At 57.1% G+C, this 12,115-nt stretch carries 14 protein-coding genes and 1 tRNA gene; 11 read left to right on the plus strand and 4 right to left on the minus strand.

All coding sequences use genetic code 11. The annotated features are described in order from the left end of the window. The first annotated feature begins 22 nt into the window (after positions 1-22). The 5 genes from MQE22_RS09195 to MQE22_RS09215 all read left to right on the plus strand — a co-directional run bounded on the left by MQE22_RS09195 (position 23) and on the right by MQE22_RS09215 (position 5,333). The gene (locus MQE22_RS09195) at positions 23-226 is read left to right on the plus strand and encodes a YgaP family membrane protein (protein WP_438266988.1); all 204 of its coding nucleotides are present in this window, start codon (positions 23-25) and stop codon (positions 224-226) included. Between the two features lie 203 nt (positions 227-429). Beyond that, positions 430-1,434: a glycosyltransferase family 2 protein gene (locus tag MQE22_RS09200; RefSeq protein WP_215870782.1), complete on the plus strand. Its 1,005-nt coding sequence runs from the start codon at positions 430-432 to the stop codon at positions 1,432-1,434. 3 nt (positions 1,435-1,437) lie between these two features. Next, entirely contained in the window at positions 1,438-3,084 is a 1,647-nt protein-coding gene (locus tag MQE22_RS09205; RefSeq protein ID WP_215870783.1) for an ArnT family glycosyltransferase, read from the plus strand. Positions 3,085-3,202: 118 nt separating this feature from the next. Further along, positions 3,203-4,165 carry a hypothetical protein gene (locus MQE22_RS09210; RefSeq protein WP_255789673.1) on the plus strand — a complete coding sequence of 321 codons (963 nt, stop codon included), beginning with the start codon at positions 3,203-3,205 and terminating at the stop codon, positions 4,163-4,165. Positions 4,166-4,262: 97 nt separating this feature from the next. After that, entirely contained in the window at positions 4,263-5,333 is a 1,071-nt protein-coding gene (locus MQE22_RS09215) for an alkene reductase (protein ID WP_215872398.1), read from the plus strand. Between the two features lies 1 nt (position 5,334). Here the strand turns inward: MQE22_RS09215 and MQE22_RS09220 are convergent, their stop codons facing one another. Next, positions 5,335-5,943: a nucleotidyltransferase gene (locus tag MQE22_RS09220; protein WP_215872397.1), complete on the minus strand. Its 609-nt coding sequence runs from the start codon at positions 5,941-5,943 to the stop codon at positions 5,335-5,337. Between the two features lie 53 nt (positions 5,944-5,996). On the opposite strand from MQE22_RS09220, the gene MQE22_RS09225 reads away from it, so the two are divergent. The 5 genes from MQE22_RS09225 to ilvA all read left to right on the plus strand — a co-directional run bounded on the left by MQE22_RS09225 (position 5,997) and on the right by ilvA (position 9,215). After that, positions 5,997-6,081 (plus strand) — tRNA-Leu (locus tag MQE22_RS09225). Between the two features lie 27 nt (positions 6,082-6,108). After that, complete coding sequence (locus tag MQE22_RS09230) at positions 6,109-6,318, plus strand: (2Fe-2S)-binding protein (RefSeq protein ID WP_215872396.1); 210 nt, start codon at positions 6,109-6,111, stop codon at positions 6,316-6,318. After that, positions 6,315-7,271: a YheT family hydrolase gene (locus MQE22_RS09235; protein ID WP_215872395.1), complete on the plus strand. Its 957-nt coding sequence runs from the start codon at positions 6,315-6,317 to the stop codon at positions 7,269-7,271. The genes MQE22_RS09230 and MQE22_RS09235 overlap by 4 nt, the downstream gene beginning before the upstream one ends. Then, positions 7,258-7,650 carry a winged helix-turn-helix domain-containing protein gene (locus MQE22_RS09240; protein WP_215872394.1) on the plus strand — a complete coding sequence of 131 codons (393 nt, stop codon included), beginning with the start codon at positions 7,258-7,260 and terminating at the stop codon, positions 7,648-7,650. The genes MQE22_RS09235 and MQE22_RS09240 overlap by 14 nt, the downstream gene beginning before the upstream one ends. After that, a complete protein-coding gene (gene ilvA, locus MQE22_RS09245) occupies positions 7,647-9,215 on the plus strand; it encodes a threonine ammonia-lyase, biosynthetic (protein ID WP_255789674.1) in 1,569 nt (522 codons plus the stop codon). Before MQE22_RS09240 ends, ilvA begins: the two co-directional genes overlap by 4 nt. Here ilvA and MQE22_RS09250 read toward each other — a convergent pair. From MQE22_RS09250 to MQE22_RS09260, 3 genes are all read right to left on the minus strand, one after another. Beyond that, complete coding sequence (locus tag MQE22_RS09250) at positions 9,186-9,596, minus strand: truncated hemoglobin (protein WP_215872392.1); 411 nt, start codon at positions 9,594-9,596, stop codon at positions 9,186-9,188. The two genes, ilvA and MQE22_RS09250, sit on opposite strands and share 30 nt — an antisense overlap. Before the next feature lie 63 nt (positions 9,597-9,659). Beyond that, a complete protein-coding gene (locus tag MQE22_RS09255; RefSeq protein ID WP_215872391.1) occupies positions 9,660-10,310 on the minus strand; it encodes a uracil-DNA glycosylase family protein in 651 nt (216 codons plus the stop codon). Between the two features lie 153 nt (positions 10,311-10,463). Then, positions 10,464-11,573, minus strand: coding sequence for a cytochrome-c peroxidase (locus MQE22_RS09260; RefSeq protein ID WP_215872390.1), 1,110 nt, complete (start codon positions 11,571-11,573; stop codon positions 10,464-10,466). Between the two features lie 142 nt (positions 11,574-11,715). On the opposite strand from MQE22_RS09260, the gene MQE22_RS09265 reads away from it, so the two are divergent. Next, positions 11,716-12,075 (plus strand): DUF2237 family protein, encoded by a 360-nt coding sequence (locus MQE22_RS09265; RefSeq protein WP_215872389.1) that lies wholly within the window; start codon positions 11,716-11,718, stop codon positions 12,073-12,075. Positions 12,076-12,115 lie beyond the last annotated feature (40 nt).

The raw sequence follows: 12,115 nt of genomic DNA on the forward strand, positions 1-12,115 counted from the left end.
CAAGGACAATGAGGGTAAGGTCATGAACATGCAAACATTGCTCAATGAGGGCGGAGTGGATCGCGGCATGCGCATCATTATCGGGGCGGTAGTCATCAGCCTCGTATTTTGGGGGCCGCAAAGTCCCTGGGGTTGGTTGGGAGTGATCCCATTGGTCACCGGGCTGATTGGCTGGTGCCCAGCCTATTCCCTGTTTGGAATCAAGACTTGTAAGTTGCATCGCTGAAGCCAAAAAGGTGCGCCACCCTCGGCAAGTCGAGGGGGCGCCTAGCCAGGTCAAACGGACCGTTTTTCGACACTTCTCCCACCACGATCGGAGACTCCCTAATTTTCGCCTAAGCTTGCCGCGTTATTCTTTCAAGTGGTCGAACAGGCTCTGCTGCCGCTCTTCTACTGATCAGTAAGCGTTGGCGTCTTCCGCTGGCCCACATGGAATCAGAGAACATCCCATTGAAAAATGAAAAAAAGCAAGAGAATGAGCTTTATAGAATATCGGTGGTGATTCCCTGCTACAACGAATCCGCCAATATCAGTTCCCTCTTTGACCGTACCCAGGCGGTGCTGCAAAAATTAGCGCAAAGGTGGGAGATCGTCTTCGTCAACGACGGCAGTAGCGACGACACCCTATTGCAATTGCTCGCGCTCCGAGATCGGGATGATCGGGTAACGATCATCAATCTCTCCCGCAATTTTGGTAAAGAAGCGGCATTGTCCGCAGGACTGGACCATGCTACCGGCGATGTAGCCATTCCTCTGGACGCCGATCTACAGGACCCCCCCGAGTTGATCCAACCCCTCTTTGCAAAATTCTTGGAGGGCTACGACGTGGTAAATGCGGTGCGCCAGCGACGCTTGGGAGAATCCTATGCAAAACGAATGAGTTCTTTCCTGTTCTATCGTGTTCTGAACCGGATGAGTACCATTGAGATTCCCCATGACGCTGGGGACTGCCGTTTGCTGTCGCGGAAGGTGCTGGAGGCCCTGAAATGCCTACCCGAACGCCGCCGTTACATGAAGGGTCTGTTTGCGTGGACTGGCTTTAAGACAACATCAATATATTATCAAAGAGACGCACGTCAAAATGGGCGAAGCAGCTGGAATTATTGGCGATTATGGCAGCTGGCGCTGGAGGGGATCACATCGTTCAGCCATGTACCGCTGCAACTCGCTTCCTACATGGGCATAATGATTGCATTTACATCTTTTCTGTATGCCATCTACCTGATTATCGAAACCATATGTTGTGGAAACTCGGTAAAGGGATACCCCTCACTCATGGTGACCATATTGTTCTTGGGTGGGGTTCAGCTCATCGCACTGGGGATGCTTGGCGAGTACATTTCCAGAATCTACGAAGAAAGCAAGCAGCGACCACTATATTTGATTCAGGATTCCTGGATCAATGACACAGATAACGAAAGAAAGAATCAATAGCGCATGCAAAAAACAAAGACAAGTTATAAATATCTAGTGCAGTCTCTGCTTATTTTTGCGGCTTCTACACTGTATTTCTCTTGGGGAATAGGAAACACCAGCCTATGGAATATCGATGAGCCTATCTACGCGCAATCCTTGAAGGAAATGATGGCAAATCACAATCTGATTCTGCCTACCTTCAACGGCCAGATTCTTCCTGACAAGCCGATTCTGAATTACTGGATGATGTGGGTAGGGGTAAGGCTGTTCGGCCTCGATTCTTTTGGCCTACGCATCGGATCGGCGATCGTGGGAGCGCTGCTAGTATTGCTGATCGTCAGCGTCGTTCGCCGAATGTACAGCGAGAAAATCGCCTTTCTGTCTGCTCTGATAATCGCTACCATCCTCCATAGTACCGTGATTTTTCGGAGCGCTACGCCCGATCCTCTGCTGATCCTTGCCACAACTGCTGCGCTGCTATCTTTCTTGCTGGCCTATCTGGATCCCCAGGTCAGGCGCAACGCTTTATTCTTATGCTATATAGCGCTTGCTTTGGGAACGCTGGATAAAGGTCCAATCGCGTTCTTGTTACCAGGGCTGATCATCGTTATTTTTCTCATCGTACAGAAAAATCTCCACTTTCTATGGCAGCAGGGAAGGCTCGAACTGGGGCTACCGCTATTCCTGATATTGGTCATGCCTTGGTACGTCGCGGTCGGCCTGGAAACGCACTGGGGGTGGGACAAGCTCTTTCTATTGCAGCAGAATATTGGCCGCTTTGATGCAAGCATGCAAGGCCATCGGGGCCCGTGGTTTTATTATTTGCTTAGCGTCTTCCTCGGTATGTTACCCTGGTCGGTGTTCCTACCACAGGCGCTGCTTTGGTTAAAAAGGACAAGGGCACTGACTCCGGACAAGCAACAGGTCAAAAACCAGTTTATGCTGCTCTGGGCGGTAATCTGGATCGTCTTCTTCAGCCTCTCCGCGACCAAACTGCCGAGCTATGTCTGGGAGTCTTATCCACCACTGGCGATTCTCTTGGCCACGTATCTCGACTCGCGACTGCAAGCTACGCAGAAGAGCCTTACCAAGTCCGACGTTCTGTCACTGGGCGTTCTGTTTGCCATCGGTGTCATCTTGACGACGTTTGGTGGCTGGATCGTACCCATGCGGCAGCCGGAAATTCCACGCATGCTATGGCTTGGTACGCCCTACATCGTCGCCGCACTCGTAGCCGGGGTCTGGATCTGGCGACAGCGTGTCCTCTGGGCCCTGCTGAGTTTGGCTGGTGGCGCGGTGGCACTCAGCATACTTTTGGTGTTTCTATATACGCCGGAGTTCAACCGGCTGAAACCCTCTCGGGAGATGGCGGAACAAATTGTCCATATTCAGGCGGGAGCACCTTATCGCCTGGCGTCATGGCAGTGGTTTCAGCCCGACTTTCTGTTTTATGCGGCGCGTGGCGCCATGACTATCCACCATCTACAAGATACAGCAAATATCAGGAACTACATGGGAAATAGGCCGCTCTATGTCGTCTGTCCGGCAACTGACCTAAGTAAACTTATTTCTCAGGTAGAATCTCCCTACCAGGCAAAGGTGATACTGATACGCTATGAAATTTATAATCGGGAAAAAATCGCACTACTCCGAGTCGCTAAACCATGATCAAAAGAAGATTCTGTAATAACTGGTTTTCCCGAATGAAAGAGGTACAATTTCACAACGTGCCACGCACCGACCTGATGATAGAGTTTTTATCTCCAGCAAAACAAGGAGTTCATGAATGACTACCGCCACTACCGCAGAACCCACGATTGCCGAGTATTCCCCACAACAACGCGCCTTTGCTGCGGTGCGCATCCTTTTTGGGTTCGCCTGGCTGATCAACACCGCTCTGCAGTTGAGTCCAGCCTACCGCGCGCATTTTCTGGGTACCTTCAGTGCGGACTGGGTCAGTGGGCAACCCGCATGGGTAATGACCTATGGACACTGGATGGCATCAGTGGTCACCGGTATTGGCCCGAACTTGGTCGCCTGGATCACCATTGTGCTGGATGTGCTTCTCGCTGTCAGCCTGATCAGCGGACTCTTTTTGCCCTTCTTTGCCTACGTCGGGGTGTTTTACAACCTTTGGCTATGGAGCACCGTTGGCGGCTTCGGCGGGCCCTACACCCAAGGCGCCACGGATCCGGGAACCGCCATCATCTACGCGCTGGTCTTTGTTTTTGTCATTTCCAGTCGCTCTTGGGACTGCTGGAGTCTGGCTGGCACGCGCCACGGGCGTCTTTCCCCTGCGGCCATGCACACCGCACGCATCCTCTTCGGCCTGCTCTGGGCCTTCGATGCCTTCTGGAAGTGGCAGCCCTTTTTCCTGCACAACGCCGTCACGTATCTGCAGCAAGCCTTGCCCGGGGAGCCGGCATGGATTGCCGCCTACATCACCTTCTTCATCACCATCATCAACGCCGTGGGACCTTTTCTCTTCGGGGTTTTCGCGGCGCTGGCAGAGAGCGTGATCGCCCTTTTTCTGCTGATCGGCGGCAAGCAGCTCCGCTGGATCATTCCCGTCGGCATCGCCTATAGCTTTGGTGTCTGGACCACCGCCGAGGGTTGGGGTGCGCCCTATCTGCCGGGCAGCACTGCCAACAAGGGCGACGTCCTCGGCACTACCAATATCTACATCTTTGCCTTCCTGTTCCTGGCGGCGTGGGTCTATTTCCGGCCACACAAGCCACAAAACGGTTGAAAGACAGCAACGACGGGGGTTGATAACGCAGGCAGAGTTGCACACCGACTGACCGGTCGGTACCATTCTCAGCAGTCGATCCAGCTGAGGAGCCAGTATGACGGACCTATTCTCTCCCCTGACCTTGGGCGCCATTGAACTCGGCAATCGAATATTGATGGCCCCTCTCACTCGCTGCCGCGCCGAAGGCGAACACGTGCCTACGCCGCTCATGGCCGAATACTATGCCCAACGCGCAAGCGCCGGCCTGATCATCGCCGAAGCGACCATGGTTTTGCCGGGCAATTCAGCGTTCTGGCATGAACCCGGCATCTATTCCGCGGAGCAGATCGCCGGCTGGCGTAAGGTAACCGATGCCGTACATCAGGCCGGCGGAAAAATTGCCTTGCAGATCTGGCATGGTGGGCGTGCCTGCCATCCCGATCTCAACAATGGCGTGATCCCGGTGGCACCGAGTGCCATCGCCATTGCCAATGAAGAAGTCCACACGCCCAAGGGAAAACAGGCCTACACCATGCCACGCGCGCTGACTGACGACGAAATCCCTGCCATCGTTGAAGGCTTTGCGCAGGCGGCCCGCAACGCTCGCGCAGCGGGATTCGACATGGTGGAAGTCCATGCGGCCAACGGCTACCTGATCGATGAATTCCTGCGCGACGGGAGCAACCATCGTGAGGGACCCTACGGAGGGAGTCGGGAAAACCGCTCCCGCTTCCTTTTCGAAGTCCTGGATGCTGTATGCGCAGCCATCGGGGCGGATCGTGTTGGCGTGCGTTTCTCGCCACTCAACAGTTTCAATGACATGAAAGACAGCGATCCTGTAGGGCTCTATACCTGGCTAGCGAATTCCTTCAATGACAAGAACCTCGCCTACCTCCACCTCATGCGCGGCGATTTTTATGAGAAGCAGACGGCAGATGTCTTGACTCCCATGCGTAAAAACTATCGCGGCAAGCTCGTGGTCAACATGGGATATAGCCCAGAAGAGGCAAAGAATACGATAGCCGAGGGCAAAGCGGACGCCGTGGCTTTTGGCACCGCCTTTCTCGCCAATCCCGATTTACCCACGCGCGTTCGCAGCGGTGCCACGCTCAATGAGCCCAACCCTGACACCTTTTATACCTCAGGACCAGAGGGCTATACCGATTATCCCACCCTCCCCGGTTAAATCAGCAGGGATTTTCCGCGGCCAAGAGCCGCTGTAACTGCGCGATGCTGCCCCGCGGCAGGGGCTTGCCATCGCGCGCCGAGGCGGGGCTGCGGCGGTCTTCGTCCAGGGCAAAGATCACCAGGCGCAGGGGTGCCCCCTCAAACTCCAGTAAAAAGGTGGGGTAATCCACAGCATTGGCGTCGCCAAAGCGCAGGCGCTGCCAGCCTTCCTCATATTCGACCTGGGCATCAAGCAGGAAAAACAGCACGCTTTCCGGGGCATCGGCAAAGAGATGCAAGGTGATCTTGCTGTGCTCCGTTGCATCACCCTCCCACACTGGGCCAACCAGACGTGGCTGAAACTCTTGCAGCCACTCCATGGCGTGCAGGGCAATTTCCCGCAAGTGGCGCAAGGCCTGGGGTTGGGTATCCGCATGGAAAAGCTGCAGGCGCGCCTGCATCTCGCTGTGAATTTCCGTGTTGCTAGGCCAGTGCTGCTGGGCATGGACGCCCAGCCGGCGTGCAGCCTTCTCCTTGGCACTGCGAAAATCGCCCACGGCTTCATCGACCATGATGCGCGCGGCTTCCACCGCTAAAAGCTGACGTAGGCGTTGCGGAGACTTGGCCATGATTTGATTCCGTCGTTGTCCAGAAAGGCCCCAAAGGATAAGATAGCGCAGACGCGAGGATGGCGGAATTGGTAGACGCACTGGATTTAGGTTCCAGCGCCGCAAGGCGTGGGAGTTCGAGTCTCCCTCTTCGCACCATATGGATGATCGAGGAACGCAGCAAGAATGTCAGCAGAAGCGCAGGAAATCGACGACAGTCCCTATTGCTGTTGCTCGGCAGCCACTTTCCGAGAAATCCTGGAGCGTCAACGCGCCCAGCCCCTACCCTTCATGGAGCTACTGATGGTGCATGCGGGCTGTGGTTCCGGTTGCGGCAGCTGCATCGACGAGCTGGAGCAATACCTCCGAGCGCACGACGCCTACATCGAAGATTGACGCTCTCCTGCCACTTTCGCCCCCCATTCTGGCTCCCCAACGGCGATTTCGAAACCATTTGGGCGCCGTTTTTTTCCCGCCGACGGCAGGTCTCTCTGCGTCGCGAAATCTGGACGACACCAGACCAGGATCGCATTGCCGTCGACTGGGTAGATGGCCAGGGCGATAGCCCGGTGCTGGTTCTTTTTCACGGGCTGGGCAGTAGCAGTAGCGGACACTATGCCCTATCCCTCGGCGCAGCCCTGCAGCGAGTGGGCTGGACAGGCTGTTTCATCAATTTTCGCGGCTGCGGCGGCATCGACAATCTTCTACCGCGCGCCTACCACGCCGGTGACAGCGCGGAAATTGCCTGGATCATCGAGCGCTTGCATGCGTTGCAGCGACCGCTATACGCCGTCGGTGTGTCTCTCGGCGGCAATGCCCTACTGAAATATCTCGGTGAGGATCACCCAAACTATTTGACGGCAGCTGCTGCGGTCTGCGCGCCGGTCGATCTGGTGGCCACGGCCGCATATATCGCCGCTCGCCCCCTCTATGAACAGTATTTTGTCCGCACCCTGAAACGACAGATGGGGCGCTATGCCCAACGATTTCCCGACCTGGTGGATTGGCAGGCGGTGCGCCGTAGCAAGAGTCTGCGTGCCTTTGACGATACCTTCACCGCTCCGGTCCATGGCTTTCCCGATGCCCTGAGCTACTGGCAGCAGAGCTCTTCCGGGCCCGGCCTCGCGCAGGTGCGCACGCGCACGCTGTTGATCAATAGTCGCAATGATCCTATCGTACCCTTGGATGCCGTTGCGAAATGGCCCCGCGGTCGCGCCGTGCATCGCTGTTTCACCCAGCGCGGCGGCCATGTTGCCTACGTGCAAGGTAGATTCCCCGGAGATACCGACTGGCTTCCGGAGCGAATCCTGCGCTTTTTTCAGGGAGAGGACCCAGATGCAGAAGCATAGTCATGTCATCGCGCCGAGGCTGCGCATACTGCTGGCCGAGGCCATCGCCATTGGCCCTGGCAAAGCGGAACTATTGCATCGCATCGAGGAAAAGGGCTCGATCTCGGCTGCAGCACGGGCCATGAACATGAGCTACCGGCGCGCCTGGCTGCTGGTCGACACCATGAATCGCTCTTTCGTTGGCCCATTGGTGGGCACAGCGACGGGCGGTACGCGCGGTGGTGGCGCCTTTCTCACCGATCTGGGCAAAGAAGTCCTGGCCCACTATGAGGCGATGGAGGAAAAGGCCAATACTGCCCTGCAAGAAGACATCGACCAGTTTCGCCAGTGGTTGCGCCCCGACGGCCCTCTTCCCCCAAGCCACGGAAACTCCGAGTGAAAGATCTGCTCCGCGAAATCCTCTGCAGCCGGGTCTATGACGTTGCCCGCGAGACACCGCTCGAAGCCGCGCCCAAAATGAGCGCCCGCCTGGGGCGAGAGGTCCTCTTCAAACGCGAAGATCTGCAGCCGGTATTCAGCTTCAAGCTGCGCGGCGCCTACAACCGCATCGCCCAACTGAGCGATGAGGAGCGGCGCCGAGGGGTCATCGCCGCGAGTGCCGGCAATCATGCCCAAGGAGTTGCCCGTAGCGCCCAGTTTCTGGGCATCCGCGCCAGCATCGTCATGCCGCGCACCACCCCGGAAATCAAGGTCCGCGCCGTGCAGACCCTGGGTGCCGAGGTCATTCTGCACGGTGACAGCTATTCCGACGCGCAGGCCTATTGTCAGCAGATCATCGCCGAAACCGGCATGGTCTTTGTCCATCCCTTCGACGACCCCTTGGTGATTGCCGGTCAGGGTACCGTGGGGGCGGAACTGCTGCGCCAGCGCGGGAGTGCCCTCGATGCGGTATTTGTGCCCGTGGGGGGTGGCGGTCTGATCGCTGGCGTGGCCGCTTACCTGAAAAGTATCGTGCCGGAGATCCGCATCATTGGCGTCGAACCCTTCGAGGCCGATGCGATGTATCAATCCCTGCAGGCTGGGGAGCGGATCGAATTGGATCAGGTCGGCATCTTTGCCGACGGTGTCGCCGTGCGCAAGGTAGGCGAGCACACCTTCGCCCTCTGCCGCCAGTACGTCGATCAGATCGTGCGCGTCAGCAATGACGAAATCTGCGCCGCCATCAAAGATGTCTTCGACGAGACCCGCACGGTGATGGAGCCGGCCGGGGCCTTGGCGCTTGCCGGGCTGAAGCGTCTGGCGCTGGAAGAGCCCGCACAGGCCGGCCAGGGAGCGTGGGTAACCATCCTCTCCGGCGCCAACATGAACTTCGACCGCCTGCGTTTTATTGCCGAGCGCGCCGAAATTGGGGAAGCGCGCGAGGCCCTGTTTGCTGTTACCATCCCCGAACGTCCCGGGGCCTTCCAGGCCTTCTGTGCCGCCATTGGCGGGCAGCGCGTCATCACCGAATTCAATTACCGCCTGCATCGTCGTGACGAGGCGCAGATTTTTGTCGGCGTTGCCGTGCAGGATCGGGCCGACGCCGAGGGGCTACTGCAGGCGCTTCGCGATACGGGACATATCGCGCTGGACCTCAGCAATGACGAGATGGCCAAGTTGCATATCCGTCACATGGTCGGCGGCCATGCGGTGCAAGCCCGTAACGAGCGTATCTTTCGCTTTGAATTTCCCGAGCGCCCCGGCGCCCTCATGGAGTTTCTCGATAAGGTCGGCGGGCGCTGGAACATCAGCCTCTTCCATTATCGCAACAATGGTGTCGATTTCGATCGCGTACTGGCCGGATTTGAAGTGCCGCCCGAAGATTCCGCGGCCTTCCGGGATATGCTCGATCGCCTCGGCCTACCCTACGCCGAAGAGACTGACAATCCCGCCTATCGCTTCTTTCTTGGCCAGGGCGAGGAACAGACCCCGCGTCTACGCGTCGCGGGCGAACATCAGTCGTAGCGACTCGCCAATTCCACTCGCCAGACCCAACCAACGCTTGGCGAGGTCCGCATCGAGATGGTCGAGCATCGTCTCGTGAAAGAGCTGTAGCCAGTCGTCCACCAAGGCATTGCTCACCCCGACAGGAGCGTGCTTGTCGCCCAGGGCATAGCGAAAATCCTGATAGGGTAAGCCGCCCATCACCGTCCACCAATAATGGGTGAGACGTTCCTTGTGCAAGGTCCAGTCGCCAACAATGGCGAAGGGCTCTGCCAGAGTGGGATGATGTTGAATGCGATCGTAAAAATCGTCCACCACGGCACGAATGGTCGGCAGACCGATTTTTTGGCAGAGCGGTTCAAGCTTGCGTTTGGCAGGCAGAACCGGCAACTCATCAGCCATGACGGCCTCCTCTCTGTATCAGCAAAGTGCCATCATACGCCGCCAGCCCGCGGCGACCAATCGCTAGCCCTGCAGCAGCATCTGGGTGTAGCGCCGCACCCACGATTGCGCCTCCCGCAAGCGATAGGTCATGATCCAGGAAGGATGCGGCAGGTGGGAAATACGCACGCTGCCATCAGGAAAGAGCCGCTGCACCGTCGCCTCCACCTCTCGCCCCAGGGCAATGATGCGCTTTGGCTGAATCTGCGCCATCTCGGCCAGAAAACGTTCCTCGACCACTCGCTGCGCGGCCATGGGAAGCTCTGGATAATTGCAGTTTTTGCCATCGCGCAGGAAGCCCACCGCTGCAACATTGCTCACATAGAACGCGCGGTAGAACTTCTCAACGCCCACGTTCTGCACCACCCGATGAAAGAAGTTGGCCGAGGGCTCAGTGTCGTTGCGCGGCAAAGGCGTATCCGGCAGCAAATTTGCCAGACTCCGGAAGTCCAAAAAGGGGATGCCCGTCAGTCCCGCCCCCGAACGCCCGGGATTGAGGCCCAGGATCACCGTCCGGGGCAAAGGCTCGGGAAGGTACTGTTGGATAAACTGCTCGGCATAGGGTCGATACTCCAAAAAATCCTGGAGAATCGTTATGCCATGCTCCTGCAACAGGCCGGTGAATGCCTCATCCTGCAAATATTGGTCTTGGGCGAAAAAAAGAGGGTTCTGCATCGGGAACACGCCTTTGCTGATCAGCCGGCCATAATCCTACATTGCCATTCTCAGAGCAATCGTCAGCATCGAAGCATCCCGTCTAGCACCCTCGGCGCGGCGTAAGTCGGCGTTCGCGCGGAACGGGACCGACACGCCGCCCGGGCATGTACGCTATTTTTTCTGCATTTCCTTCGCCATATCCGCCACCTTCATGAGCAAGGTGGAATCGGGGGTCTGGGGCAAATGCGGGAGTGTCACCTGTGGAAACTTGCCGGTCAGACTGTTCAGGAATGCCTCGATCTGCTTGGTCTGGGTTTCCGTCAGGTTTTTGCCCAACTCACAGGCGGCCATGACTCGGACAGCTTCTTGCAGATTGGGAACCGTGCCGTAGTTGAAATAGGGTGCAGTAAGGGCAACATTACGCAGACCCGGTACTCGGAATCGTTCCTTGTCGGCGTCTTTGTGCGTCACGTCGTAGCGCCCCAAATCACCATGCAGATGATATTTCTGCACGTATTTTGCGCAGGCCGCATTCTGCGGTTGGGCCGGAAATTTTTGATAAAAGCCCTCACCCATCGGCAGCCCGGGGTTATCGAACATAGGTCCGGCGTGGCAGGTACCGCAGCCCACCGAGTTGAACAACTTCAGTCCCTCTTGCGCCGTCACGTCCAAGGCCTTTTTATCGCCTTTTACAAAGCGATCATAGGGACTATCCGGTGTCACCAGGGTACGCTCAAAGCTGGCGATCGCTTCCGCCGCATGGTCAAAAGTGATCGGTTCCTTGCCACCAAAAACCTGCGCGAATTGCGCATGATACCCCGGAATCTTGCGCAAGACGTCGACTACCGCCTCTGCGTTGGGCATACCCATCTCCACCGGATTGAGGATGGGTCCTTTCGCCTGCTCCTCCAGACTACTGGCCCGCCCGTCCCAAAACTGGACCGTATTGAAGGCGGCGTTGTAGACCGTAGGCGTGTTACGCGGGACATCGACTCGACCGAAAACGCCGAAAGACAGAGGAAGATTATCGCTACCATTACTTTGCACCATATGGCAGCTGTTACAGGACACGGTTCCAGAAAGAGAAATTCTGGGATCAAAATACAGCTGCTTGCCCAGCTCAATCTTGGCGGGAGTCATGGGGTTGTCGGCAGGGACGGGTACCTTGGCGGGAAACTCCCCGTCAGCAACCGCCAGCGGCGCAGCCAAGAGACCGGCACAAGCCAAAAGTAACGACTGCCAGCCCCGCCGCGGAGACCGGATAATGAGATGTGTATGCATAAAAACGCTCCCTTCTGACATTTTAGGACTCCAGTATAGAAATTCCTGACATCACTCACAAGCGGCAACTTTGCCCTGCACCATTGGGCATTTCTGGACCGATGATGCTACCCTTAAGAAAGTCGGCCGACTCGGAGAAAAAATGCGCAGCAATGTTCTGGGAGAGGACTTGGTGTCCTGCAGCGAAAATCCTCGTACCGGTTTCCGCCGTGATGGCTTTTGCAGCGGTGGCCCCAACGATCTCGGCTCGCATACCGTTTGTGCGGTCATGACGGGGGCCTTTCTGCAATATACTTTGGAACGCGGCAACGACCTCATCACCCCACATCCGGAGTGGGATTTTCCCGGCCTGCGCCCCGGGGATCGCTGGTGTCTCTGTGCTGCGCGTTGGGAAGAGGCGCGCGAGGCGGGCGTCGCCCCGCCGGTCATCCTCGCCGCCTGTGACAAGCTCTGTCTAGAAGTGATTCGCCGCGAAGACCTCTTCGCCCACGCCTACCAGTAAGTCGGCTCCTGGCCGGCCATTGCTGCAAACGGTATGGGTT

Origin of the sequence: Acidithiobacillus sp. YTS05, assembly GCF_024396695.1 — a bacterium.
In the GTDB taxonomy this organism is placed as follows: Bacteria; Pseudomonadota; Gammaproteobacteria; order Acidithiobacillales; family Acidithiobacillaceae; genus Igneacidithiobacillus; species Igneacidithiobacillus copahuensis.

Bases quoted from the DNA above. Each gene is read 5' to 3' on its own strand.
- MQE22_RS09195 (WP_438266988.1), top strand. From the start codon at position 23: ATGAACATGCAAACATTGCTCAATGAGGGCGGAGTGGATCGCGGCATG.
- MQE22_RS09200 (WP_215870782.1), top strand. From the start codon at position 430: ATGGAATCAGAGAACATCCCATTGAAAAATGAAAAAAAGCAAGAGAAT.
- MQE22_RS09205 (WP_215870783.1), top strand. From the start codon at position 1,438: ATGCAAAAAACAAAGACAAGTTATAAATATCTAGTGCAGTCTCTGCTT.
- MQE22_RS09210 (WP_255789673.1), top strand. From the start codon at position 3,203: ATGACTACCGCCACTACCGCAGAACCCACGATTGCCGAGTATTCCCCA.
- MQE22_RS09215 (WP_215872398.1), top strand. From the start codon at position 4,263: ATGACGGACCTATTCTCTCCCCTGACCTTGGGCGCCATTGAACTCGGC.
- MQE22_RS09220 (WP_215872397.1), bottom strand. From the start codon at position 5,943: ATGGCCAAGTCTCCGCAACGCCTACGTCAGCTTTTAGCGGTGGAAGCC.
- MQE22_RS09230 (WP_215872396.1), top strand. From the start codon at position 6,109: ATGTCAGCAGAAGCGCAGGAAATCGACGACAGTCCCTATTGCTGTTGC.
- MQE22_RS09240 (WP_215872394.1), top strand. From the start codon at position 7,258: ATGCAGAAGCATAGTCATGTCATCGCGCCGAGGCTGCGCATACTGCTG.
- MQE22_RS09250 (WP_215872392.1), bottom strand. From the start codon at position 9,596: ATGGCTGATGAGTTGCCGGTTCTGCCTGCCAAACGCAAGCTTGAACCG.
- MQE22_RS09255 (WP_215872391.1), bottom strand. From the start codon at position 10,310: ATGCAGAACCCTCTTTTTTTCGCCCAAGACCAATATTTGCAGGATGAG.
- MQE22_RS09260 (WP_215872390.1), bottom strand. From the start codon at position 11,573: ATGCATACACATCTCATTATCCGGTCTCCGCGGCGGGGCTGGCAGTCG.
- MQE22_RS09265 (WP_215872389.1), top strand. From the start codon at position 11,716: ATGCGCAGCAATGTTCTGGGAGAGGACTTGGTGTCCTGCAGCGAAAAT.